This window comes from Leclercia sp. UBA7405 (genome assembly GCF_037152215.1).
Classification (GTDB): Bacteria; Pseudomonadota; Gammaproteobacteria; order Enterobacterales; family Enterobacteriaceae; genus Enterobacter; species Enterobacter pneumoniae.
This window is the reverse complement of record NZ_JBBCMR010000001.1, coordinates 1,920,660-1,945,129: the sequence shown is the minus strand read 5'-3', so window position 1 is coordinate 1,945,129 and position 24,470 is coordinate 1,920,660. Positions and strand designations below refer to the sequence as shown.

Genomic DNA, 24,470 nt, shown 5'->3' with positions numbered 1-24,470 from the left:
CTTTTTGGGGGACGTCGATAACCTTGTTGACGGTGAGAGACGCCGTGAGTGTTAGGCACCGAAACCTAAACCCATTTTTGAAGGAATTAAAATTATGGCAGTTATCAATACTAACCTGTTGTCCCTGACTACTCAGAACAACCTGAACAAATCTCAGTCTTCCCTGGGTACTGCGATCGAGCGTCTGTCCTCTGGTCTGCGTATCAACAGCGCAAAAGATGACGCTGCTGGCCAGGCGATTGCCAACCGTATGACCGCACAGGTTAAAGGTCTGACTCAGGCTGCGCGTAACGCAAACGACGGTATCTCTGTTGCTCAGACTACTGAAGGCGCACTGAACGAAATCAACACCAACTTACAGCGTATCCGTGAACTGACCGTTCAGGCAAGCAACGGTACCAATTCTGCAGACGACCTGGTTTCCATCAACAATGAAGTTGTTGACCGCCTGAAAGAAATCAACCGCGTTTCTAGCCAGACCAGCTTCAACGGCGTGAATGTACTGGCTAACAATACTACTCTGAACATTCAGGTAGGCGCTAATGATAACGAGACCATCGGTATTTCCCTGAAAAAAATCGACTCCAGCACCCTGTTCACAGGTGTTGCAGGTATGAACAATATTACTGAAGCTTCTACCGGTAAGTTAACTGCTGCTGGTACCGTTGGTATCCTGACCTTCACTGATGCAGTTGCTTCCGTTCCTGGTACCCCAGCAAACGGTAATACTCCAGCCGTTCCGACAGTTGCAGCTAAAGCAGCGGGCGCTACCGTTAATGATGACCTGCTGGCATCAATTGATACAGCTATCTCTGATGTTGACTCCCTGCGTTCAAGCCTGGGTGCGAGCCAGAACCGTTTCGAATCTACGGTTAACAACCTAAATAGCACTGTGACCAACATCACTGCTGCGAAGAGCCGTATCGAAGATGCTGACTACGCGACCGAAGTGTCTAACATGAGCCGCGCGCAGATTCTGCAGCAGGCAGGTACTTCCGTACTGTCTCAGGCAAACCAGGTTCCTCAGACCGTACTGTCCCTGCTGCGTTAATATCGCCTCAGCAATCACAGTAATTAGCATAAAAAATAACGGGTATTGTACCCGTTATTTTTTTTTGTCTTTTTTACACTGGGATAACTAATGAATGTCGCCCATCCCTGGCGGTTCTGCTCTTAACCTGGAATCAGTGTGTATTATGAAAAAGTCGCTCGTTACCTCTACCCCCGGTAAAAAAATGGACAGCTCGACTAAGGAAAAAATTCGCCTAGCGGCGGAATGGCTGCCCACGCAACCTGCCAGAGCGCGTCAGCTCCTTGAGGAGTTGATAGAAAAGGATGAGGAGAACCCATTGTTATGGGTGCTGATGGCAAAAGCGCACCAGCGTCTGGAGACACTTACTGAGGCTGAAAACTGTCTGAATAAAGCCCTGACGATAGCGTCATATTATACTGAGGCGGTCTACGCGAAGGGCGAACTGCTGTATAGCAGTGGCCGACTGGATGAGGCCTGCCGTGACATAAATGAAGCCGTCAGCTTTAGCGACGAGTGCCGCGGCAACACTCAAATATGTGAACTGCAGGCCAGGATATTGTGGAAGCTAAAAAAATATGATCAGGCCGGTGAGGTGTATCAGCAGTTAGTAAAGAAAGAACCGAAAAACTGGGCACACTGGAATAACCTTGGGATGGTGAAACTATCGCTCGGTCAGTTTGTTGAAATGGAAACGGTATATAGTAAAAGCGCCACACTAGTTCGGGACAATCCTACCCCTTACTTTAACCGTATTGTTGGTTTGCATTACCATCCAGAAATAACCGCAGAGCAACTGCTGGCATTATGCAAAGCCTGGCAGACTAAGTTCAGGCCAAAAGTCATTTCTCGCGCCGCCGCAAAAAATAAAACCGCGAATAAGCGTCTGCGTATTGGTCTGATCTCTGACGGCCTGCGTGTTCATCCGGTTGGTAATATGATTACTATCGGCTTGGCAAAGGTTGCTGATTCACAGTTTGAATTCTATGCCTATAGTACTAATGATAAAGAAGATCATATTACTCACCGCATTAAGCGTATATGTGCCAAATGGCAGATTATCAAAAATATGAGCTCCGGGGAGCTGGATACCCTTATCCGCGAAGATGAGATAGATATCCTGTTCGATCTGAACGGCTATAACGAAAACAGCCAGATGCAGACTATGCTAATGGCCCCCGCACCGCTGCAGATTAAATGGGTTGGTGGGCTAATAAGCAGTACCGGGCTTGAAACTATGGACTATTTGCTCAGTGATAACATAGAAACGCCGGAAGAGGCGGATGCGCTTTACACTGAGAAACTGATTCGTATGCCGGACGACTATATTTGTTACGATCCGCCTTTTTATTTGCCGCCGGTAAGTGCTGCACCGGTGAATAGCAAGGGATATATTACCTTCGGCTGCTTTAACAACGCCTCAAAGATTAACGATGTGCTTCTGGCGCAGTGGGCTGCACTTCTGCATCAGGTACCATATTCCCGCCTGTTTTTAAAGAGTTTTAATTTTGAAAGCGAACCACTCAGGGAGCAGGTGCTCAGCAAACTCGAGATGGAGGGTATCAGCCGTGAGCGTGTGAGAATTGAAGGTTCATCACCGCACAGAGAGCTGCTGGCAAGCTATAACGACGTTGATATTGCGCTCGATCCCTGGCCCTATTCCGGGGGATTAACCACTTGCGAAGCTTTGGCGATGGGTGTTCCGGTTGTAACTCTGCCAGGGCCAACTTTTGCTGGACGACATTCAGCCTCTCACCTGGTCAATGCGGGTTTACAGGAACTGATTGCCGGTGACTGGGAGCAATATATCAACATTTGCGTTGGCATAACCCAGGACCTGGATAGTCTGAACATTATCCGCAGCAATTTACGTGATATTTTACTGGCCTCGCCGGTATGCGATGGCCAGCGTTTTGCGAAACATTTTACGGATGCTATGCGTGCGATATGGCAGCGCTACTGTGAAGGGAAGCAGCCAGAAGCACTTACGCTTAGCAATGACGCACCCCCCTATTTCCACGATGACCGGCAAGCTGTTGAATTGCAGTACGCGCCGGAGCAAGGGAGTGCTGCGGGTTCACCAAACGTTAACGACTTCCAGTTCCAGATGGAAGGAAAAATATTTATGATGGATTACGGTGGCAGCTTTGTAACCGGAAATAAATTTATTTATCTGGCCGATCTGGACACATTCTATTTTATCATTATGGATGTAGTGGGCAGTGTTGCAGAAAATAAATTCCCACTACGCCGAAAAAATATTCAACATATCCAGATGCATGCTCTGGGGGATGGGAAGCCGGTCCCCGTCTACATCTGCCTGGATAATGTTTACAGTAGCGATCTCAAACCATTAGGTGCAGTGGAAAATATTTCTGGCGTAATATCTGATAAGCAAATTGTCACCGAGATTTTAGCCCAGAGTTCTAAACTTGATGCCATTCATGGTCTGGATTCACTCGAGTGGCTGGTGTTAGATAATAAATTTGATATTGCCCAGGTATTTAAATACGGTCAACGTTTGTTAAGTGAATGCCTGGTGATTGATATTCGTCTGCCATTTAGCGATACGCATGAAGAACAGCTGGCACTCAATGATATTAGCGCTGCGCTAAAAGCGCTGGGCTTCTATTTTCATGCTTTCCAGGATTTTGAATTTGCACAGGTTAGTACGAAGAAGAATCAGGTGGCGTTATCCTCTTCACAGATGGTGGCAGCGCGGGGGCTTTGGTTGCCGAATGCAGATCGCCTCGCGGCAATGAGCGAGGGGCAGCGTGAGAAACTGGCGTTTATTATGCATGCTGTTTACGACCTTAAAGATGTGGTCTATTCAACACTGGAAGTCACCTCCCTTGAGCGTGCGGAGCATTATTTGATAAGCCTTAAAGGGAAAGAAGGTGCCCGGGAAGCCACGAGTAGCGACATTATTCCAGATAATCCGCGTATGACGGCGCGAGAGACCTCGCTTTTTGAGTCATATCTTAAACGTTCAAAAGCTTATTATGAATTTGGTAGCGGCGATTCAACTAAACTGGCGACGCGTCATAACGTAGAAGTTTATGGTGTGGAAAGCGACAAGTTTTGGGTTGATACCCTTAAAAAAGAAGTCGGCCCGCTTTGTAAAGTAGATTATGTCAATATTGGCCCAACGAAGGAATGGGGTTATCCAGTTAATGATGATAATCGTGATAAATTCCCGCGCTATAGCCAGGCTATTATGCAGCATGATAAGGCATTTGACCTAATCCTGGTGGATGGCCGTTTCCGCGTGGCTTGTACGTTGAATGCGATAAGACAGACGCTTGCTCAGCAAAAGAATATTGATGATACCGTCATCTTTATCCATGATTTCTGGAATCGTCCTGATTATCATCCTGTGCTCACTTTCCTTGATGTGCAAGAGAAAGTAGAGAGTGCTGGCGCCTTTAAAATCAAGCCAGAGATAGATGTTGAAGAATTAATGAAAATGCTTGATAAGTATCAGTACGTTGCATTTTAGTCATGCCAGTAAGGCGCCTATTTTTGAGTCCCTTACTTTTTGCCTGTAGAAAACGCCCGGCCGCTCAGATGGATTGTTCCAACTGAAGCGGCTTAACGCTGATTTACTCAGAAAAGTTAACAAAACATTGATGATATTTTGCCCTTGTTTCTACCAGCTCCAGGTGCCGACACAAACTATTTAATTGTTGTGGGGGGGTAGATCGCTGAGGTATTCAGCGCGGTGCCGATCAAACGGTGTTAGGCCATTAAAAAATCCTCACACCGGATCGGTACTATCCCCGAACCTAGGTTATCTTACTCATTATGGAGATAGTAAAATTATTTGAAGCAAAACCCACTGAGAGTTTTAGGTGCTGTGCCAAGAGTATCCCAGAGTGTAGGCTGGATTGCCTGAATATATTATTACCATAACTTCCAGGAATACAGAGCGAGACCCGTAACCCCTAAATAACCCCTCATTTCACCCACTATTCATCCAATTGAACGCCCTGCAGAATCGGATAATCATGCCGATAACTCAATTAACGCAGGGCTGTTTATCGTGAATTCACTCTATACCGCTGAAGGTGTAATGGATAAACACTCGCTGTGGCAACGTTATGTACCACTAGTGCGTCACGAAGCATTGCGCCTACAGGTGCGGTTGCCGGCGAGCGTGGAACTGGACGATCTGCTACAGGCGGGCGGTATCGGGTTATTGAATGCAGTTGACCGGTACGACGCTCTGCAAGGAACGGCATTTACTACTTACGCAGTACAGCGTATTCGTGGTGCGATGCTGGACGAACTGCGCAGCCGGGACTGGGTGCCGCGCAGCGTCCGACGTAACGCACGCGAAGTGGCGCAGGCGATGGGACAGCTGGAACAGGAGCTTGGACGTAACGCAACCGAAACCGAAGTGGCGGAGCGTCTGGGTATTGCTGTTGTCGAATATCGCCAGATGTTGCTCGATACCAATAATAGCCAACTCTTCTCTTATGACGAGTGGCGTGAAGAGCATGGCGATAGCATCGAGCTCGTGACTGAAGATCATCAGCAGGAAAACCCGTTACACCAATTACTTGAAGGCAATTTACGCCAGCGCGTAATGGAAGCGATAGAAGCTTTACCGGAACGTGAGCAATTGGTGTTGACGCTCTATTACCAGGAAGAGCTCAATCTCAAAGAGATTGGCGCGGTACTGGAAGTCGGGGAGTCACGGGTAAGTCAGCTGCACAGTCAGGCCATTAAACGCTTACGTACCAAACTGGGTAAGTTATAGGTGATTCATTTCATCCGAAAAGTGCCGCACAACGTATTGACAACCAGGAGTTATCATGACGGTGCAGCAATCTAAAAGACGGCCTTTAAGCCGCTATCTGAAAGACTTTAAACACAGCCAGACGCATTGCGCCCATTGCCATAAATTGCTCGACCGCATCACGCTGGTTCGTCGCGGTGAAATCGTGAACAAGATTGCGATTTCCCGCCTCGATACTTTGATGGACGAAGCCGCGTGGCAAGAAGAGCAGAAAGAGTGGGTGGCGTTATGTCGTTTCTGCGGCGATCTTCACTGCAAAGAACAGAGCGACTTTTTTGATATCATCGGCTTCAAACAGTTCCTGTTTGAGCAAACCGAGATGAGCCACGGCACGGTCCGCGAATATGTCGTGCGCCTGCGTCGTCTTGGCCAGCATCTGACCACACAAGCGATTTCTCGCGATCTGCTGAAGAGCGGTTTACTGGATGAAAATCTGGAGCCGTGGCTGCCCGTCACCAGCACCAACAACTACCGAATTGCGCTGCGTAAATATGCACAGTTTAAGGCGCAAATGCCGGCGGTGCAGAAGCAGAAAGTCCTCCTCGAGACAACTTCTGATATATATTAAAAATGAATAACATGTAGCGCAGTCGTGTTTGACCTGTGGGCCAAACGCCCTACACTACAGTCAAAATTCCACTATATCGGGGTACTTATGAAATTAGCACTTCTGGGTCGTCAGGCGCTGATGGGTGTTATGGCCGTGGCGCTGGTTGCGGGTATGAGTGTCAAAACCTTCGCCGCCGAAGGTCTGTTAAATAAAGTCAAAGAGCGCGGTACGCTGTTGGTTGGGCTGGAAGGTACTTATCCTCCGTTTAGCTTCCAGGGTGACGACGGTAAACTGACCGGGTTTGAAGTGGAGTTTGCCGAGGAGCTGGCGAAGCATCTCGGGGTCAAAGCCTCGCTGAAGCCGACCAAGTGGGACGGGATGCTGGCATCGCTGGACTCTAAACGTATCGACGTGGTGATAAACCAGGTCACCATCTCTGACGAGCGTAAGAAGAAGTATGACTTCTCGACGCCTTATACCGTCTCAGGTATTCAGGCGCTGGTGAAGAAAGGGAATGAAGGCAGCATCAAAACCGCCGCCGACCTGAAAGGCAAGAAAGTGGGGGTTGGTCTGGGCACTAACTATGAAGAGTGGCTGCGCCAGAACGTACAGGGCGTGGATATCCGCACTTATGATGATGACCCGACTAAATACCAGGATCTGCGCGTAGGCCGTATCGACGCCATCCTTGTTGACCGTCTTGCTGCGCTGGATCTGGTGAAGAAAACCAAAGACACCCTGGCAGTGGCCGGTGACGCGTTCTCCCGTCAGGAATCCGGTGTTGCCGTGCGTAAAGACAATGAAGACCTCGTGAAAGCCATCGATGGCGCGATTGCCGATATGCAGAAAGATGGCACGCTGAAGAAACTCTCTGAGAAGTGGTTCGGCGCAGACGTCACCCAATAAGTATTTGCTCAGAAAAAGGCGCTTATTCAGCGCCTTTTTTATTTCCTGCCGATCTACGTGCATAATAAATAATAACAGATCAAACAGACCCGCCGGGGGAATCCATGTCATTGCAAAACTTAACGCGTTATCCGCGTCTGGAATTTATTGGCGCACCGACGCCGCTCGAATATCTACCTCGCTTATCGGATTACCTGGGCCGCGACATACTGATCAAACGGGACGATGTGACTCCAATGGCAATGGGCGGTAATAAGCTGCGCAAACTGGAGTTTCTGGCCGCTGAAGCCCTGCGTGAGGGGGCCGATACGCTCATCACCGCCGGCGCTATTCAGTCGAACCACGTCCGTCAGACCGCGGCCGTCGCCGCGAAGCTGGGACTGCACTGTGTGGCCTTGCTGGAAAACCCGATTGGCACCCGTGCGGAAAACTATCTCACCAACGGCAACCGCCTGCTGCTCGACCTGTTTAATGTGCAGATTGAAATGTGCGATGCCCTGCACGACCCTGTCACGCAGCTTGATGAACTGGCCACCCGCGTTGAAGCGCAGGGGTTCCGACCTTATGTCATTCCCGTTGGCGGCTCAAACGCACTGGGCGCGCTGGGCTATGTGGAGAGCGCGCTGGAAATTGCCCAGCAGTGTGAAGGTGCGGTAGGGATTTCGTCGGTAGTGGTGGCCTCGGGCAGCGCGGGCACGCATGCCGGGCTGGCGGTAGGGCTGGAACAGCTTATGCCGCAGGTTGAGCTCATTGGCGTGACGGTCTCGCGCAGCATTGCGGATCAAAAACCGAAAGTGGTCACGCTGCAACAGGCGGTGGCGCAAGCGCTGGAAGTCACGGCCAGCGCGGACATCACGCTCTGGGATGACTACTTTGCGCCAGGCTATGGCACGCCGAATGATGAGGGGATGGAAGCCGTCAAACTGCTGGCGCGCCTGGAAGGTATCCTGCTGGACCCGGTCTATACGGGCAAAGCCATGGCAGGGCTTATCGATGGGATCAGCCAGAAACGCTTTAAGGATGAAGGGCCTATTTTGTTTGTCCATACTGGCGGAGCGCCGGCTCTTTTTGCCTACCATCCTCATGTTTAACTGCGGGTAGAAAAATTCGAATGCAAGAAAGTATCCAACTGGTTATCGACTCCTTGCCCTTCTTGCTCAAAGGGGCGGTATTTACGCTGCAACTGAGTATCGGCGGCATGTTCTTTGGGTTGCTGCTGGGCTTTATACTGGCGTTGATGCGCATGTCATCGATTCTGCCGGTGCGCTGGCTGGCGCGTTTTTACATCTCAGTCTTCCGCGGCACGCCGCTGATTGCCCAGCTGTTTATGATCTATTACGGTCTCCCGCAGTTTGGTATTGAGCTGGATCCCATCCCGGCGGCCATGATTGGGTTATCGCTTAACACGGCGGCGTATACCTCTGAAACACTCCGTGCCGCCATTTCGTCTATTGATAAAGGGCAGTGGGAAGCCGCAGCCAGTATCGGGATGACGCCGTGGCAGACGCTGCGCAGGGCGATTCTACCGCAGGCGGCGCGCGTAGCATTACCGCCGCTTAGCAACAGTTTTATTAGCCTGGTGAAGGATACGTCGCTGGCGGCCACGATTCAGGTGCCGGAACTGTTCCGTCAGGCGCAGCTGATTACGTCGCGTACGCTGGAGGTATTCACCATGTATCTGGCGGCCTCGCTGATTTACTGGGTGATGGCGACGGTCCTCTCCGCGCTGCAAAATTACTTTGAAAACCAGTTGAACCGCCAGGAGCGTGATCCGAAATGAGTGCTATCGAAGTCAAAAACCTGGTTAAAAAATTCCACGGTCAAACGGTGCTGCATGGTATCGATCTGGAGGTGCAGCAGGGCGAAGTGGTGGCCATTATCGGCCCCAGCGGCTCGGGTAAAACTACCTTACTGCGCAGCATAAACCTGCTGGAGCAGCCAGAAGGCGGCACCATCCGGGTAGGGGATATCACTATTGATACCGGTAAACCCATGGGGCAACAGAAGGGGCTAATTCGCCGTCTGCGCCAGCACGTGGGTTTCGTCTTCCAGAGCTTCAATCTGTTCCCTCATCGCACGGTGCTGGAGAACATCATTGAAGGGCCGGTTATCGTAAAAGGTGAGCCGAAAGAGGAGGCGACAATCCGCGCCCGCGAACTGCTGGCCAAGGTGGGACTATCAGGGAAAGAGACCAGTTATCCGCGCCGTCTCTCCGGCGGGCAGCAGCAACGCGTGGCTATTGCCCGCGCGCTGGCAATGCGCCCGGAGGTGATTCTGTTTGATGAACCCACATCCGCACTCGACCCAGAGCTGGTGGGGGAGGTATTAAATACCATCCGTCAACTGGCTCAGGAGAAGCGCACGCTGGTGATCGTGACCCATGAAATGAGCTTTGCCCGTGACGTGGCGGACCGGGCTATCTTTATGGATCAGGGGCGTATTGTTGAGCAAGGGCCGGCAAAAGCGTTATTCGCCGACCCGCAACAGCCGCGTACCCGACAGTTCCTGGAAAAATTCCTTCTTCAGTAGAATCTTTGTTCTTTTTTGCTCCAGAAACATTATCTGGAGCAAATAATTCCCCCTGAAAGTCTTTACATATATTGTTTTATTCTGTCTGAATTGCTGTAACCACATAAATTCTGTACAAATTCCCCTTGTGGTCGATATTTTATACATATAAATAAGATTTATGTGTTAGTTTAATCAATCCATAATAATGATTATCTTTTACAGGGGCTTCATTCCGTAAGTATGAAGGATTCAGACTTTTTCACATGGCGACGGGATTGCTATCTTCGGTTTCAGGAAATGACTTCGGCCGATGAGGTATATTCCGAACTTCTGCGACAAACACAGGCACTAGAGTTCGATTATTTTTCGCTTTGTGTCCGTCATCCCGTGCCGTTTACCCGGCCTAAACTCTCATTGCAGAGTAATTATCCGGCACAATGGTTATCGCATTATCAGGCGGAGAATTATTTCGCCATCGATCCGGTACTCAAACCAGAGAATTTTGTGCACGGCCACCTCCCCTGGAACGACGCGTTGTTTGCCGATGCGCAACCCTTATGGGATGGCGCGCGGGAGCATGGGCTGCGCAAGGGAGTTACCCAGTGCCTGATGTTACCGAATCATGCGCTCGGTTTTCTGTCCGTCTCCAGCACGGTGCAAAGCATCAATAAGTTCAGCAAAGAAGAGCTGGAGTTGCGTCTGCAAATGCTGGTGCAGATGGCCCTGACCACGCTGTTGCGTCTGGAACATGAAATGGTGATGCCGCCTGAGATGAAATTCAGCAAGCGCGAGAAAGAGATTCTGAAATGGACGGCGGAAGGTAAAACCTCAGCGGAAATAGCGATTATTCTCTCTATTTCTGAAAATACGGTGAACTTCCATCAGAAGAACATGCAGAAGAAGTTCAATGCGCCAAACAAAACGCAGATAGCATGTTATGCGGCGGCGACGGGCATTATCTGACGCGTTCTGACGTTCTGCGTGCCAGACGAAAAAACGGCTGAATGCAATGCGTTCAGCCGTTTTTGTTTTTACTGACGGTAAGCTTGTTTAATTTGCTTAACCGTGCTGGAAAATACGTCGGCCTGAGCCTGGTCTTCCATTTGCGCGATCTGCTTTTCCATCTTAAGGATCACACGACCCGCATCAGCCTGGCCCATTGCCTGAAGCATCAGGGTCAGAAGGGATTTCAGACAGGAGACTTCCTGCGCCAGTTCCTGGTTATTTTCCGCAGTGGCGAAATCAGGTGTGCTCATTCATTTTCCTCATTATAAAAACGGCGCATACGCGCTTAGACCTTAGTTAAGGCGGCGGAGTATACCACAAGCTTGACAAAAAAATGCAGCGGTTGTTTTTTGTACTTTTGGCATGCGGTTTAATTGAATAAACAATCAATAAGCATAAACTTCATCTTGCTTTTACTGACAATTAACATATACCGCCAGTTTTAATGCAGTTAATTATTGTTACAAAAATTTGAAAATTATATTGGTGAACGCAACCCCGCCTGAACAATTGTAACCTTCTGAAAAAAGGGAGCTAAAATTTAGCGACAAGCGTTGAAGCGCCTTCTTATCGTTTCCAGTTACTGTATAGGTTAATTTCCAAAAATTTGTTCGGTATCGCTTATCTGCATTTTTAACGTTTTAAAGTTGAGGTAAAAAACGGTAATATATACGGCATTAGCATTCCATAGCGTTATCCCTATTCTGGAGACTTTCCATTGATCAACGTCCTTCTTGTTGATGACCACGAACTGGTGCGCGCAGGGATACGACGCATTCTGGAAGATATTAAGGGTATTAAAGTTGCCGGTGAGGCCTGCTGCGGTGAAGACGCCGTAAAATGGTGCCGCGCCAATACCGCCGATGTTGTCCTGATGGATATGAATATGCCTGGGATCGGTGGGCTTGAAGCAACCCGAAAAATCGCCCGCGCCTTTGTAGACACCAAAGTCATTATGCTGACGGTGCATACCGAGAACCCCCTTCCTGCGCGTGTTATGCAGGCAGGTGCTGCAGGTTATTTAAGCAAAGGCGCTGCGCCGCAAGAGGTGGTCAACGCCATTCGCTCTGTTCACGCCGGACAGCGCTATATCGCCTCTGACATTGCGCAACAGATGGCGCTTAGCCAGATTGAGCCAGAAAAGACCGAATCACCCTTTGCCAGTTTGTCTGAGCGCGAATTGCAGATTATGCTGATGATAACCAAAGGCCAGAAGGTGAATGAGATTTCCGAGCAGCTTAATCTCAGCCCGAAAACGGTGAACAGCTACCGCTATCGTATGTTCAGTAAACTGAACATTCATGGTGATGTCGAACTCACTCATCTGGCCATTCGCCATGGTCTGTGTAATGCAGAGACCTTAACCAGTCAGTGAGTGATGTGTTTGAATCCAGTGCATTTCTGAAAACCGTGACCAGCCAGCCCGGTGTTTACCGGATGTACGATGCTGGCGGTACGGTTATCTATGTCGGTAAAGCGAAGGACCTTAAAAAGCGTCTTTCCAGCTATTTCCGCAGCAATCTTGCGTCCCGTAAAACGGAAGCGCTCGTCGCGCAAATCCAGCAAATTGACGTAACCGTCACCCATACGGAGACGGAAGCGCTGCTGCTTGAACATAACTACATCAAGCTCTATCAACCTCGCTACAACGTACTGCTGCGCGACGACAAATCCTATCCGTTTATTTTCCTCAGCGGCGACACCCACCCGCGCCTGGCAATGCACCGCGGTGCAAAGCATGCGAAAGGGGAGTATTTCGGTCCGTTCCCGAATGGTTACGCAGTGCGTGAAACGCTCGCCTTGCTGCAAAAAATCTTCCCGGTTCGCCAGTGCGAAAACAGCGTCTACCGCAACCGCTCGCGCCCGTGTCTGCAATATCAGATCGGCCGCTGCCTGGGGCCCTGCGTCGCCGGGCTGGTCAGCGAAGAGGAGTATGCGCAGCAGGTGGAGTACGTGCGGCTGTTCCTGGCCGGTAAAGATGACCAGGTGCTCACGCAGCTTATTGAGCGGATGGAAAAAGCGAGCCAGGCGCTGGCCTTCGAAGAGGCAGGGCGAATTCGCGATCAGATTCAGGCCGTGCGCCGGGTCACAGAGAAGCAGTTCGTCTCCAATAATGGTGACGATCTGGATGTGATTGGCGTGTCGTTTGATGCGGGCATGGCCTGCGTCCACGTGCTGTTTATTCGTCAGGGTAAAGTGCTGGGCAGCCGGAGTTACTTCCCAAAAGTACCGGGTGGCACCGAGCTGGGTGAAGTGGTCGAAACCTTTGTCGGGCAGTTCTATCTGCAGGGAAGCCAGATGCGTACGCTCCCCTCGGAAATCTTGCTCGATTTCAACCTTACCGATAAAACGCTGTTAGCAGAGTCGCTCTCTGAGCTGGCCGGGCGTCGCGTAAATGTGCAGACCCGTCCACGCGGCGATCGGGCCCGTTATCTAAAGCTGGCGCGAACCAACGCGGCCACGGCGCTGACCACCAAACTGTCACAGCAATCTACAGTTCATCAGCGTCTTGCCGCGCTGGCGACGGTGTTAAAATTGCCGGAAGTGAAACGCATGGAGTGTTTCGACATCAGCCACACCATGGGCGAGCAGACCGTCGCATCCTGTGTGGTCTTTGATGCCAACGGCCCTCTGCGCGCAGAATATCGCCGCTACAATATTACCGGCATCACTCCGGGTGATGATTACGCTGCAATGAATCAGGTCCTGCGCCGCCGCTACGGCAAAGCGATTGAAGAGAGCAAGATCCCCGATGTTATCCTGATTGACGGTGGCAAGGGGCAGCTAGGCCAGGCGAAAACGGTGTTTGCCGAACTGGACGTCAGCTGGGATAAGCATCATCCTCTGCTGCTGGGTGTCGCCAAAGGTACCGATCGTAAGGCGGGCCTGGAGACGCTATTCCTGGAGCCGGAAGGGGAGGGATTCAGCTTGCCGCCGGACTCACCGGCGCTGCACGTCATCCAGCACATTCGCGATGAGTCGCACGATCATGCGATCGGTGGTCACCGTAAAAAGCGGGCGAAGGTCAAAAATACCAGTACGCTGGAGACCATTGAAGGCGTTGGGCCAAAACGTCGCCAGATGTTGTTGAAATATATGGGCGGATTGCAAGGTTTACTCAACGCCAGCGTTGAGGAAATTGCAAAAGTGCCGGGTATTTCGCAAGCGTTGGCAGAAAAGATCTACTACTCGTTGAAACATTGAGGGCTATGTAGCAACATAGAGCTAATATTTACTGCCAACAAACAGTTACCGTCACTATGCGATTAAATATTCCAACGCTACTCACGCTTTTTCGTGTCGTACTTATCCCGTTCTTTGTAGTGGCGTTTTACCTGCCCTTCATTTGGGCGCCATTCGCATGTGCACTTATTTTTCTTGTCGCCGCCGTCACCGACTGGTTTGACGGCTATCTGGCGCGCCGCTGGAATCAGAGCACCCGCTTCGGCGCGTTCCTTGACCCGGTGGCTGATAAAGTGATGGTCGCCATTGCAATGGTGCTGGTCGCCGAGCACTATCACAGCTGGTGGGTGACCTTGCCAGCCGCAACCATGATTGCCCGCGAGATTATCATCTCGGCGTTGCGTGAGTGGATGGCTGAGATGGGCAAGCGCAGCAGCGTGGCGGTCTCCTGGATTGGCAAAGTGAAAACCACTGCGCAAATGGCCTCGCTGGTCTGGATGCTGTGGCGTCCGAACGCCTGGGTAGAGTGGGCCGGTATCGGTCTGCTGTGGGTGGCAGCGGTGCTCACGCTCTGGTCTATGTTGCAGTATTTGAACGCCGCACGTGGCGATTTGCTTGAACAGTGATCGTTTCGCCGTAATTTTCAGCAAACGAACAATACTGACGAAAATTAACGTTGACTCAAAACGTCATATAAGTAGAATGCAACGCATCGAACGGCGGCACAGCCAGCCAGTCGATAGCAAAATCAAGTGATTAGCGAATGACTTGATGATTGCGGGAATAGCTCAGTTGGTAGAGCACGACCTTGCCAAGGTCGGGGTCGCGAGTTCGAGTCTCGTTTCCCGCTCCAAATTAAGTGCATCGGCAGTTGCGGATGCCATCGAAAGACAGAAGATTTAAGGCGCGTTAGCAAAGCGGTTATGTAGCGGATTGCAAATCCGTCTAGTCCGGTTCGACTCCGGAACGCGCCTCCACTTTCTTCCCGAGCCCGGATGGTGGAATCGGTAGACACAAGGGATTTAAAATCCCTCGGCGTTCGCGCTGTGCGAGTTCAAGTCTCGCTCCGGGTACCATGGGATACAAAGAATAATCAAAGCAATAAGCAGTGTCGTGAAACCACCTCCGGGTGGTTTTTTTGTTTTTGTTACACCCCACCCAGATACGCTTTTCTCACCTCCGGGTCCCCTAACAGCGCCTCACCGCTGCCGCTCAGGCGAATCTGCCCGTTAACCATTACATAGCCGCGATCGGACAACTTCAGGGCATGGTGCGCATTCTGTTCAACCAGGAAGATTGTCATCCCGTTGCGGGCCAGCTCGCGCAGCGTCTGGAATATCTGTTTCACCACGATAGGGGCGAGGCCGAGGCTGGGCTCGTCCAGCAGCAATAATTTGGGGCGACTCATTAACGCCCGGGCGATGGCCAGCATCTGCTGTTCGCCGCCGGACATGGTCATCGCCCGCTGTTTACGCCGCTCTTTCAGGCGCGGGAAGAGGTCAAACATGCTTTGCAGATCCTCGGCCGCATACTGATTCCCCACCGGAATGGTGCCTATCAGCAGGTTCTCTTCAACGGTCATATCCGGAAAGATCCGCCGTCCTTCCGGTGCCTGAGCGATGCCGCCCGACGCAACGTAGTGTGTAGATTTATGGCTGATATCCTCGCCACAAAAGAGGATCTGCCCCTGACGAATGCGTGGCTGGCCAAAGATGGACATCAACAGCGTCGACTTCCCGGCGCCGTTAGCGCCTATCAGCGCCACGGTCTCCCCCGCATTAACCTGCAGCGACACCTGCCTTAACGCCTGAATCGCGCCGTAGAAAACGTCGACTTCCCGAAATTCCAGCATCGGCAGACTCATAGATTCACCTCGGATTCATCGGTACCCAGATACGCAGCAATCACTTTCTCATCATGCTGTATCTGGTCAGGTTTCCCCTGGGCAATCACATCTCCATGGTCCAGAACAATAATATGATCGGAGATTTCCATCACCATCCCCATATCATGCTCAATCAACAGGACCGTAATGTGGTGATGGTCGCGTAAAAAGCGAATGATTTTACTCAGCGCACGGGTTTCCACCGGGTTTAACCCGGCAGCGGGTTCATCCAGACAGATGAGTTCCGGGCCGGTGCACATGGCGCGCGCGATCTCCAGCCGCCGTTGCTGGCCGTAAGACATCTCACCCGCCAGCCGGTTAGCGCAATCCACCAAATCCACCACCTCCAGCCAGTAAAAGGCCCGGTCCAGCGCCTGGCTCTCTGCCCGGCGGTAAGCAGGGGTATTGAGCACCCCCGCCAGAAGATTGCGGTTAACGCGCATATGCTGCGCGACCAGCAGGTTCTCTACCACTGACATTTCCCGAAACAGACGGATATTTTGAAAGGTACGCGCCAGTCCGGCGCGGTTGACCAGATGGGTACCCCCAAACATTTTAAAGAACAGCCGTTGCCCCAGCTGGGCCGGGTTGATCCAGTCGCCGGGCTGGAACTTCTGCCCCAGCACCTGAATCACATTGGTGGATCTCTGCCGGGTATGAAAGAGAATGCTCCCGCCCGACGCTTTATAAAAACCGGTGAGGCAGTTAAACACGGTGGTTTTTCCGGCGCCGTTGGGGCCGATAAGCGCGGTAATGGATCCGCGCTGCACCTCGAGATTCACGTCATTAAGCGCCTTGATACCACCAAAGTGCATCATTAGGTGCTCCACGCTCAGTATGGTTCCGTTCATGGTGCTACTCCCTTGCGCGGGGCGTAACCGCTGCGGTTGATGCGAATCAGGCCCCGTGGCCGCCAGATCATCATCACCACCATCAGCATGCCAAACAGCAAGACGCGATATTCGGCGAAGCTGCGCAGCAGTTCAGGGGTGACGGTCAGAACAAATGCCGCCAGCACCACACCCAGCGTCGATCCCATCCCACCCAGCACAACAATGGCAAGAATCAGGGCCGACTCAAAGAAGGTAAAGGAGGTGGGGTTGACGAAACCCTGATAGGTGGCGAAAAACACCCCTGCGATCCCGGCAGTCGAAGCGCCGAGCGTAAAGGCAGACAATTTCACCAGCACGTGATTCAACCCCATCGCGCGGCAGGCCACCTCATCTTCGCGCAGCGCTTCCCACGCCCGGCCAATCGGCATGCGGGTCAGCCGATGCTTGACGTACAGAACCAGCATCACCACCAGTATGAGGACGGCATAAATAAAGATGAACTTCAGATTGGGGTTATAGGTGAGGTGGAAAAACTCGTGAAATGGAACGCCGCCATCCTTTGCACGCCGTCCGAACTCCAGGCCAAACAGGGTCGGAGGCGGGGCAGATATACCGTTTGGTCCGCCGGTAAAGCTGAGCCAGTTGTTGAGGATAAGCCGGATAATCTCCCCGAAGCCGAGCGTCACGATGGCGAGATAGTCACCGTGCATCCGCAGTACCGGGAAACCGAGCAGCGCGCCGGCCGCGGCCGCCATCAGTGCCGCCAGCGGCAGCATCGTCCAGAATCCCAGACCCAGATATTGATACCCCAGCGCCAGGCCATAAGCGCCGATGGCGTAAAATGCCACGTAGCCCAGGTCCAGTAGTCCCGCCAGCCCGACCACAATGTTCAGCCCCAGCCCCAACAGGACGTAGATCAACCCGAGGATCGCCACCGTCAGCAGGTACTTGGTTGCGATAAAGGGAAAGCAGAGGGCCAGGGCCAGCAGCAGGGGGATTATCCAGCGCAGGCGGCTTTTATACCCCGGCGGGCGAACGTAGACCCCGGCGTTATCGGTGTCGAAGCGCGCTAACAGGCGCTTGCCGGCGGCGGTCATCAGAAAAGCGCTCAGTAAAAATCGTCCCAGCACCACGGTCGCCACAATCCATGCCAGCCGCCGTCCTTCAAAATTAAAGCTGTAGCCATCCAGCACCACGCCGACGATGGGGCCAAAAATAATCAGGGCAATCATACCTGCCAGCAGGCTATCCAGCAGACAGCGCTTCAGTGAGAAATCATCAGCCATTGTTCGTCCCTCACACCTTAGCCACAACCGGGCGGCCGAGCAGTCCCTGAGGACGGAAAATCAGGATCACCACCAGCAAGCCAAACGAGAAGACATCTTTGTAGTCGGAGTTCACCATCCCTGAAAACTGTGCTTCGGCAATCCCAAGAATGAGTCCGCCGAGCATCGCTCCGGGCAGCGAGCCAATCCCCCCCAGCACGGCGGCGGTGAAGGCTTTTATCCCAATCACAAAGCCGGCATAGAAATCAAAGGTGCCGTAGTTCATGGTGATCAATACCCCTGCCAGGCCGGCCATCGCGGCGCCAATCACAAACACCAGCGATATGATGCGGTCGGTATTGATACCCAAAATCGAGGCCATCTTACGATCCTGTTGCACCGCCCGGCACATCCGGCCCAGCCGGGTATGGGCGATGATCCAGGTTAACAGCGCCATGCCGGCAAACGAGGCGATCAAAATAAACACTTTGGTATAGGTGATCTGCACAAAGCCTTCACCAATATGGAAACGCAGGACCCCGTCCAGCAGGGTAGGGACCCCTTGCTGGCGCGGCCCCTGGCTAAGCTGGGCATAGTTTTGCAGGATCAATGACATCCCGATGGCAGAGATCAGGGGGGCCAGCCGGGTAGAGTTACGTAGCGGCTTATAGGCAATGCGTTCGATGGTCCAGCCATATACCCCCGTGACCACAATGGTGAAAACCAGCGTGCCGAGGATCAACAAAGGAAAGGACTCCAGCCCAAAGAAGGCGAGGAGGGCGAGACCGATAGCGCACAGATAGGCGGAGATCATATACACCTCGCCGTGGGCGAAGTTGATCATGCCGATAATGCCGTAAACCATGGTATAGCCGATGGCGATTAATCCGTAGACCGAACCCAGCGTCAGGCCATTGACCAGCTGTTGCAAAAAGAATGTACTCATCATCGCGCGCTCGTGTATCAGGCCGCAGGGAGTGCGGCCCTCTGGTTATCGTGCGTCGGCAGAGGTTCCTGCCGACGATGAGCGTGACGCCGTCCCGTTACGGCACTTCCTGGTATTTGCCTTTATCGTCCCACTGGTAGACCACGTAGTCAGAGACCTTCAGGTCGCCTTTCTCGTCCCAGGCCTTTTTACCCATGACCGTTTCCACTGGGTTCGCTTTCAGCCAGGCGCTGGCTTTGGCCGAGTCGGGACCACCGCTGGCCTTAAAGGCGGCGGCAATGGCCTGAATAGAGGCATAGGCGTAGAGGGTGTATCCCTCAGGTTCAAATTTGGCGGTACGGAACTTCTCGATAACCGCTTTGCCATCCGGAATAAGACGCGGATCTTTGCCAAAGGTCATATAGATGCCATTGGTATACTGCGCGCCACCGGCAGCGGTAACCATCTCCTCATTCACAATACAGTCGCCGGAGAAGAATTTGGCCTGAACCCCTTGCTCGCGCATCTGGCGCACCAGCGGCCCGGCCTCAGGATGACAGCCGCCAAAGAAGACAACGTCTGGCTTTTGCGCGCCAATTTTGGTGACCAGCGCGTTGAAATCTTTCTCACCGCGCGACAGCCCTTCGTACATCACATCCTTCACGCCGCGTTTCGCCAGCGCGGCCTTTGTCGCATCCGCCAGCCCCTGTCCGTAGGTATCTTTGTCGTGAATGATCACCACGCGTTTGGCTTTCAACTTATCGATGATGAAGTCACTCGCCACCTGACCCTGCTGGTCATCGCGCCCGCACATGCGGAACATATCGCTCATGCCGCGTTCAGTTATGAGTGGGTTGGTAGAGCCGGGGGTGATGGCGATGACGCCGGCATCGCTATATACCTCGGAGGCCGGCATGGTCGATGAAGAGCAGAAATGGCCGACCACGGCCTTCACTTCATCCTGATCAACGAGGCGGTTAGCTACGGCAACGGCCTGTTTGGGTTCACAGGCATCATCCCCCTGTACCAGCTTAATCTTCTCGCCGTTGATCCCCCCTGCGGCATTGATATCTTCGGCGGCCTGGGTTGCGCCGTGCCAGTATTGGTCGCCATAGGTTGCGTTCGGGCCGGTAAAGGGCCCGGCCACACCGATAACGATATCTGCCTGGGCGGAAAATGCCGTCACCAGACAACCTGCCAACACCAGCGAAAGAGGACTTCTGATTAGTTTCAGCGACATTATGATGTACCTTTTCTGAGCGGTTTTTGCGCAACCCTGTGTAGCCGAACGCCGGATGGCGCACCCAATACCAACACATTAATGAGAACACAAAGCTCTGAACGACAGACCAGCAAGGCTCTGCTTATGACGGCGAGGTTTCCTGAGGCGAGATCGCCGCGAGGAAAAAATAAGCAAAATTGTTGCCAGGTCGTAAACCCATCGTCTGGGTTCCGACAATTCTGAGTATAGAGCGCCGTTTTACGCCGCCTGAGGCGGCGAGGTGAAATTCCAGCGGGGATCACATCCCATTAACATGAATGCCCGTAAGTTGTGCAACGGTCACGATTTGGGGCCCTGTTAGCCAGGCAAGGTCGTGCGCCCGTAGTGGGGCGTTATGTGTTACGATCGAGGGAATACATTTTTATTCAGGAGTAGCGCAATCATGTCCGAAGGCCCATTAAATGCATCCGAAATGGAGTGGCTGGAAGAGACGTTAATGGCTTATGGTCATGACGACGAATCGATTATGGACGTCTCAGAGCTCGACGGTATGCTGACTGCCGTGCTCTCCGGCCCGGTAGTGGTTGAACCGGATCGCTGGCTGGTGGCCGTATGGGGCGGTGAGAAGAACATTCCACGCTGGAAAAATGAGCGCGAAATGAACCGTTTCATTAACCTCAGCTTCAAGCACATGAACGACATTGCCGAACGCCTGAGCGACTATCCGGATCAGTTTGAGCCGATGTTTGGTTTTAACGAGATGGATGGGCAGGAGTACACCGTGGTGGAAGAGTGGTGCTTCGGCTATATGCGCGGCGTGGCACTCACCGACTGGTCAACCCTGCCAGAAAAGCTGAAAGCCGATCTGGATCTTATTGCTCTGCACGGCTCAGAAGAGAACTTCTCCCGTCTGGATGAGATGACCGAAGAGGCGTTCCACGAAAGCGTAGCGCAGATTCGCCCGGCGGCGCTGCGTCTGTATGCGTACTGGGCAGCGAATCCGCAGCAGCCAGTAAGCCAGCAGCCGGTGATTAATGGCACCAAAGTCGGGCGTAACGATCCCTGTCCGTGTGGCAGCGGTAAGAAGTTTAAAAGCTGCTGCTTACATTAATAAAGAGGGCTCATCACAATGAGCCCTTTTATTTTATCCGGGTTCCGGTAACAGCCCGGCAGCAATAGCCAGCTGCACCAGAATAATGCCAACCCCGCAGGCAAAGACCAGACAGAGCGCCGGTTTCCCGCCTGGCACCCGGTACCCTCCAGCAGCGTGTTGTTTGCGGCTCTGCCATGCCAGCATCGACGGAAGCAGTAGGGCGAGCACCGCCAGCGCGACGCCGGCATACCCCAGCGCCATAACAAATCCGCGCGGATAGAAGAGGGCGAACGCCAGCGGCGGCAGGAAAGTGATGACCCCGGTCTGTATCCGCCCGGCAGCGGACCGGCTACGCTGGAACAGATCGGCAAGGTAATCAAACAGCCCCAGCGCCACCCCCAGGAACGAGGTTGCCAGCGCCAGATCGGCAAACAGATGCACGGCCAGTTCCACGTGCGGTGAGGCAACCACTTCCCGCAGTGCCTGCAGGAAACCGTTCAACCCCGAATGGTTGGCCATCAGCCCCATAAAGGTAGGCGCGTTAATACTGCCCAGCGTGACCAGCTGCCAGAAAATATAGGCAATCAGCGGAATCGCGCTACCGGTGATAAAAATCCAGCGCAGCTTACGTACGTTGCCATTCATGTAACTGACAATGCTGGGTACGCTACCATGGAAGCCAAATGAGGTAAAAATAACCGGGATAGCCGAAAGCGCTAGCCCCTTTTCCAGCGGTAACGTGAGCAGGTTGACCTGATGAATGTGCGGCGCCAGTAAGCCAAGCATGACCACCAGGAAGATAATTTTGGCGGTAAAAAGGAAGCGGTTAAAGAGATCCACCAGGGCGGTACCCACGCAGACCACCGCGCCGCCAATCAGCGTAAAGAAGATCACGCCGGTAGAGGGGGCGATATCCGCACCGAACCAGTCGTTAATGCTGGAGGCAATCAGCTCGCCGGCGCCGCTCACGTAGGCCGCCGTCAGGGCATACATCAGGAACATCATGCTAAAGCCGGTAAGCCATTGACCATAGCGGCCAAGATAGCGACCCGCCAGCGAACCCAGGCCGGTATCGGCAGGAACGTGTTGATACACTTCCAGCAGCAACAAGGCGGTGTAACACATTAGCGCCCATAACCCGCCCAGTAACGCCAGCGTAACGCCAAAACCGATCCCTGCAGCCGCCAGCGGCATTGCCAGCATTCCTGCGCCAATCGTCGTTCCGGCGACGATAAAAATACTTCCCAGCGTTCTGTTTTTCACTCTTTCCTCTACAGCATTGCCATACCGCGAACCAATCTGCGGCGCAGAGTAAGGGAAAAGTGCCGCCTCGTCAAACCGGCGTTACATGCTCTGTAATTATTTCTTTACGGAAAAACTCGCTAGACATGCTTTCCGGACATTTGCCCAACAAATTTGGTAAATCCATCTACTTCATAAGGACAATGTTTTCCCGGCACAATCGGGCGTAACGTAAACAAATCCCGCAAATAATCAAAAAATGAGGTAGTGATGACGGACAGCAACCCATTTCAGGCATCCTGGAGTCGCTCAGGTAATTTGCTCTGTCACGGACACTGGACCATCCTCTGGCAAGGGCAGCCTCTGACGTTGCCCGAATCGCGACGCGAAAAAGAGATGGGGACCTGGGGTATCTACTCCATCATTGATCCGGAGGACGAGACCTTTGCGCAGGGTCTGGAAGAAGATGAGTGGATCATTGCAAACGTGGAGTGGCTAACCGACCTCTTTTACGACCAGGGCATACCGCTGGAAAGCCGCTCATACCGCCAGTTTTATCAGGCCGTGAATCGCCATGACTGGCGCTGCACCAGCTGTGCAGGCTGCATGTAAACCTGCGCCAGCGCAAGGCAAGCGTAGGGCGAAACGGGTAGGCTGCGGCTTTAATCTGGAGGGTTTATGGCATCGGTACACGGTCACGAAGTATTAACCATGATGATAGCATCCGGCGAGCGCTACACCCGGCAGAGCCTGGTGGCGGCCATAATCGCGCGTTTTGGTGATGAGGCTCGTTTTCACACCTGTTCAGCCGCGCAGATGACCACGGCAGAGCTGGTGGCCTTTCTGGCCGAGAAAGGGAAATTTATTCCGCAGGAGGCGGGGTTCACAATAGACGAAAGTAAGATATGTAAACACTGAAAATAATAACGGCGCCCATTGAAGGCGCCGCGGAATAATTATTTCTGTGCGTCGAGCGTTGCCAGCTCTTTATCAATAAAGTACAGACCTTCGCCCGATTTACCCGCCAGCGACAGTTTATCGAGAATAGATTTAAACAGTTTCTCTTCTTCGTGTTGTTCCGCGACATACCACTGCAGGAAATTAAAGGTGGGATAATCCTGGCCGATCATAGCAGAGTGAACCAGCTCATTAATTTTTTGGGTGATCAGCTGCTCGTGTTCATAGGTGGCACGGAACAATTCATCCAATGAGCCATATTCAGCGACGGGCGAGGCGACCGGTGCGATGCGCGGCAGGCTGCCGGTATCGGTCAGGTAATCGAACAGGCGCTGCATGTGCGTCATCTCTTCCTGAGCGTGGCGGCGCAGGAAAGCCGCAGCGCCTTCAAAGCTATGGTAACTACACCAGGCGCTCATCTGTTGATAAAGCAGAGAGGAGAAAAGCTCCAGATTCATTTGCTCATTCAGCTTGTCGATCATTTCAGGTTTAAGCATGGTGTCGCTCCGTTTTATTATTCATTGGTCAACGCGAACGCCACTATAATTTTTTATTTATGTATTTGCAAAAGTTAAAATAAATAATTAAATGATCATAATACGAATGGGAATAACACGCATTGAGGCTTATTAAATTATATTAATGAGAATTATTCTGTTTCGTGTTTAATAGAAATATTGCCAGCCGGGTAAACTGGCAATCAGATTAATAATAAGCGGGGGCCGTCACCGGATTTGGGGCAAAGCCCTGACACTGATACTGAATGGTCACCGTTTCGTTCAGGCACAGCGAGCCGCTAATCACGCTACAGGTTTTAACCGGCTGTCCGTAAGCCATGGCCGTGTTATAGCCCATCGCCTGGCATTCGCGGGTGGCGGTGCCGTTTGTCACATAAGCGTCGTAGCGGGCATTTTGCAGTGCGGCCTGACCGTAATTCATCCAGACGAGGCCCTGCGGCACATCGACGCGACTCACTTCCGCCTGCCGGGTTACGCTACATCCCGTCAGCAATAAGAGCAGGGCACTAAGGCATACTTTCTTCATGGAACACTCTGCATGAGG

The 24,470-nt window shown here is 52.4% G+C and carries 24 protein-coding genes, 3 tRNA genes and 1 pseudogene; 18 read left to right on the top strand and 10 right to left on the bottom strand.

The genetic code is table 11. The features are described from left to right. The first annotated feature begins 94 nt into the window (after positions 1-94). The 9 genes from WFN75_RS09515 to sdiA all read left to right on the top strand — a co-directional run bounded on the left by WFN75_RS09515 (position 95) and on the right by sdiA (position 10,761). On the top strand, positions 95-1,051 hold the full coding sequence (locus tag WFN75_RS09515) for a flagellin N-terminal helical domain-containing protein (RefSeq protein ID WP_336996070.1): 957 nt from the start codon (positions 95-97) through the stop codon (positions 1,049-1,051). 145 nt (positions 1,052-1,196) lie between these two features. Beyond that, complete coding sequence (locus WFN75_RS09510) at positions 1,197-4,529, top strand: O-linked N-acetylglucosamine transferase, SPINDLY family protein (protein ID WP_336996069.1); 3,333 nt, start codon at positions 1,197-1,199, stop codon at positions 4,527-4,529. A 543-nt stretch (positions 4,530-5,072) separates the two neighbouring features. Then, the gene (gene fliA, locus WFN75_RS09505) at positions 5,073-5,792 is read left to right on the top strand and encodes an RNA polymerase sigma factor FliA (protein WP_286809254.1); all 720 of its coding nucleotides are present in this window, start codon (positions 5,073-5,075) and stop codon (positions 5,790-5,792) included. Positions 5,793-5,847: 55 nt separating this feature from the next. Next, positions 5,848-6,399 carry a flagella biosynthesis regulatory protein FliZ gene (gene fliZ, locus WFN75_RS09500; RefSeq protein ID WP_046884871.1) on the top strand — a complete coding sequence of 184 codons (552 nt, stop codon included), beginning with the start codon at positions 5,848-5,850 and terminating at the stop codon, positions 6,397-6,399. A gap of 87 nt (positions 6,400-6,486) precedes the next feature. Then, on the top strand, positions 6,487-7,287 hold the full coding sequence (gene tcyJ, locus WFN75_RS09495) for a cystine ABC transporter substrate-binding protein (RefSeq protein ID WP_046884872.1): 801 nt from the start codon (positions 6,487-6,489) through the stop codon (positions 7,285-7,287). 104 nt (positions 7,288-7,391) lie between these two features. Beyond that, a complete protein-coding gene (dcyD, locus tag WFN75_RS09490) occupies positions 7,392-8,378 on the top strand; it encodes a D-cysteine desulfhydrase (protein WP_046884873.1) in 987 nt (328 codons plus the stop codon). Positions 8,379-8,398: 20 nt separating this feature from the next. Continuing rightward, positions 8,399-9,067, top strand: coding sequence for a cystine ABC transporter permease (gene tcyL, locus WFN75_RS09485; protein WP_046884874.1), 669 nt, complete (start codon positions 8,399-8,401; stop codon positions 9,065-9,067). Next, on the top strand, positions 9,064-9,816 hold the full coding sequence (tcyN, locus tag WFN75_RS09480; RefSeq protein WP_336996068.1) for an L-cystine ABC transporter ATP-binding protein TcyN: 753 nt from the start codon (positions 9,064-9,066) through the stop codon (positions 9,814-9,816). The genes tcyL and tcyN overlap by 4 nt, the downstream gene beginning before the upstream one ends. Positions 9,817-10,038: 222 nt before the next feature. Then, positions 10,039-10,761, top strand: coding sequence for a transcriptional regulator SdiA (sdiA, locus tag WFN75_RS09475; RefSeq protein ID WP_336996067.1), 723 nt, complete (start codon positions 10,039-10,041; stop codon positions 10,759-10,761). Between the two features lie 68 nt (positions 10,762-10,829). Here sdiA and WFN75_RS09470 read toward each other — a convergent pair whose 3' ends face one another. Together WFN75_RS09470 and WFN75_RS22655 are read right to left on the bottom strand one after the other, a co-directional pair. Beyond that, positions 10,830-11,054, bottom strand: coding sequence for a DUF2594 family protein (locus WFN75_RS09470; RefSeq protein ID WP_040075051.1), 225 nt, complete (start codon positions 11,052-11,054; stop codon positions 10,830-10,832). Between the two features lie 35 nt (positions 11,055-11,089). Continuing rightward, a pseudogene (locus tag WFN75_RS22655) lies at positions 11,090-11,161 on the bottom strand (hypothetical protein); the annotation flags it as partial. Positions 11,162-11,521: 360 nt separating this feature from the next. Between WFN75_RS22655 and uvrY the strand changes: the two are divergent. The 6 genes from uvrY (at position 11,522) to WFN75_RS09440 (ending at position 15,062) form a co-directional block, all read left to right on the top strand. Then, on the top strand, positions 11,522-12,178 hold the full coding sequence (uvrY, locus tag WFN75_RS09465; RefSeq protein WP_040075052.1) for a UvrY/SirA/GacA family response regulator transcription factor: 657 nt from the start codon (positions 11,522-11,524) through the stop codon (positions 12,176-12,178). Beyond that, positions 12,175-14,007, top strand: a complete 1,833-nt coding sequence (uvrC, locus tag WFN75_RS09460) for an excinuclease ABC subunit UvrC (protein WP_040075054.1) — start codon at positions 12,175-12,177, stop codon at positions 14,005-14,007. The genes uvrY and uvrC overlap by 4 nt, the downstream gene beginning before the upstream one ends. A 56-nt stretch (positions 14,008-14,063) precedes the next feature. Continuing rightward, positions 14,064-14,612 (top strand): CDP-diacylglycerol--glycerol-3-phosphate 3-phosphatidyltransferase, encoded by a 549-nt coding sequence (gene pgsA, locus WFN75_RS09455; RefSeq protein ID WP_040075055.1) that lies wholly within the window; start codon positions 14,064-14,066, stop codon positions 14,610-14,612. 151 nt (positions 14,613-14,763) lie between these two features. Next, positions 14,764-14,839 (top strand) — tRNA-Gly (locus WFN75_RS09450). Between the two features lie 50 nt (positions 14,840-14,889). Next, positions 14,890-14,963, top strand: a tRNA-Cys gene (locus tag WFN75_RS09445). Between the two features lie 12 nt (positions 14,964-14,975). Continuing rightward, positions 14,976-15,062: transfer RNA gene (locus WFN75_RS09440), tRNA-Leu, on the top strand. A gap of 71 nt (positions 15,063-15,133) precedes the next feature. Here WFN75_RS09440 and WFN75_RS09435 read toward each other — a convergent pair. The 5 genes from WFN75_RS09435 to WFN75_RS09415 all read right to left on the bottom strand — a co-directional run bounded on the left by WFN75_RS09435 (position 15,134) and on the right by WFN75_RS09415 (position 20,134). Continuing rightward, on the bottom strand, positions 15,134-15,850 hold the full coding sequence (locus WFN75_RS09435; RefSeq protein WP_336996066.1) for an ABC transporter ATP-binding protein: 717 nt from the start codon (positions 15,848-15,850) through the stop codon (positions 15,134-15,136). After that, positions 15,847-16,722, bottom strand: a complete 876-nt coding sequence (locus tag WFN75_RS09430) for an ABC transporter ATP-binding protein (protein WP_212475572.1) — start codon at positions 16,720-16,722, stop codon at positions 15,847-15,849. The genes WFN75_RS09435 and WFN75_RS09430 overlap by 4 nt, the downstream gene beginning before the upstream one ends. Next, on the bottom strand, positions 16,719-17,990 hold the full coding sequence (livM, locus tag WFN75_RS09425) for a high-affinity branched-chain amino acid ABC transporter permease LivM (protein WP_040075058.1): 1,272 nt from the start codon (positions 17,988-17,990) through the stop codon (positions 16,719-16,721). The genes WFN75_RS09430 and livM overlap by 4 nt, the downstream gene beginning before the upstream one ends. Before the next feature lie 10 nt (positions 17,991-18,000). Continuing rightward, positions 18,001-18,915 (bottom strand): ABC transporter permease subunit, encoded by a 915-nt coding sequence (locus WFN75_RS09420; protein ID WP_336996246.1) that lies wholly within the window; start codon positions 18,913-18,915, stop codon positions 18,001-18,003. A gap of 97 nt (positions 18,916-19,012) precedes the next feature. Further along, a complete protein-coding gene (locus WFN75_RS09415) occupies positions 19,013-20,134 on the bottom strand; it encodes a branched-chain amino acid ABC transporter substrate-binding protein (RefSeq protein WP_336996065.1) in 1,122 nt (373 codons plus the stop codon). Between the two features lie 424 nt (positions 20,135-20,558). Here WFN75_RS09415 and WFN75_RS09410 point away from each other — a divergent pair, with 424 nt between their 5' ends. Beyond that, a complete protein-coding gene (locus tag WFN75_RS09410; protein ID WP_336996064.1) occupies positions 20,559-21,227 on the top strand; it encodes a YecA/YgfB family protein in 669 nt (222 codons plus the stop codon). A 33-nt stretch (positions 21,228-21,260) separates the two neighbouring features. Here the strand turns inward: WFN75_RS09410 and tyrP are convergent, their stop codons facing one another. Continuing rightward, on the bottom strand, positions 21,261-22,472 hold the full coding sequence (tyrP, locus tag WFN75_RS09405; protein WP_336996063.1) for a tyrosine transporter TyrP: 1,212 nt from the start codon (positions 22,470-22,472) through the stop codon (positions 21,261-21,263). Positions 22,473-22,721: 249 nt separating this feature from the next. Between tyrP and WFN75_RS09400 the strand changes: the two genes are divergently transcribed. Both WFN75_RS09400 and WFN75_RS09395 read left to right on the top strand, forming a co-directional pair. Continuing rightward, on the top strand, positions 22,722-23,063 hold the full coding sequence (locus WFN75_RS09400; RefSeq protein ID WP_046885071.1) for a hypothetical protein: 342 nt from the start codon (positions 22,722-22,724) through the stop codon (positions 23,061-23,063). Between the two features lie 66 nt (positions 23,064-23,129). Next, positions 23,130-23,369, top strand: a complete 240-nt coding sequence (locus tag WFN75_RS09395; RefSeq protein ID WP_336996062.1) for a YecH family metal-binding protein — start codon at positions 23,130-23,132, stop codon at positions 23,367-23,369. A 38-nt stretch (positions 23,370-23,407) separates the two neighbouring features. Here WFN75_RS09395 and ftnA read toward each other — a convergent pair whose 3' ends face one another. Continuing rightward, entirely contained in the window at positions 23,408-23,905 is a 498-nt protein-coding gene (ftnA, locus tag WFN75_RS09390) for a non-heme ferritin (protein WP_336996061.1), read from the bottom strand. A gap of 208 nt (positions 23,906-24,113) precedes the next feature. Then, positions 24,114-24,452 carry a YecR family lipoprotein gene (yecR, locus tag WFN75_RS09385; protein WP_040075065.1) on the bottom strand — a complete coding sequence of 113 codons (339 nt, stop codon included), beginning with the start codon at positions 24,450-24,452 and terminating at the stop codon, positions 24,114-24,116. Positions 24,453-24,470 lie beyond the last annotated feature (18 nt).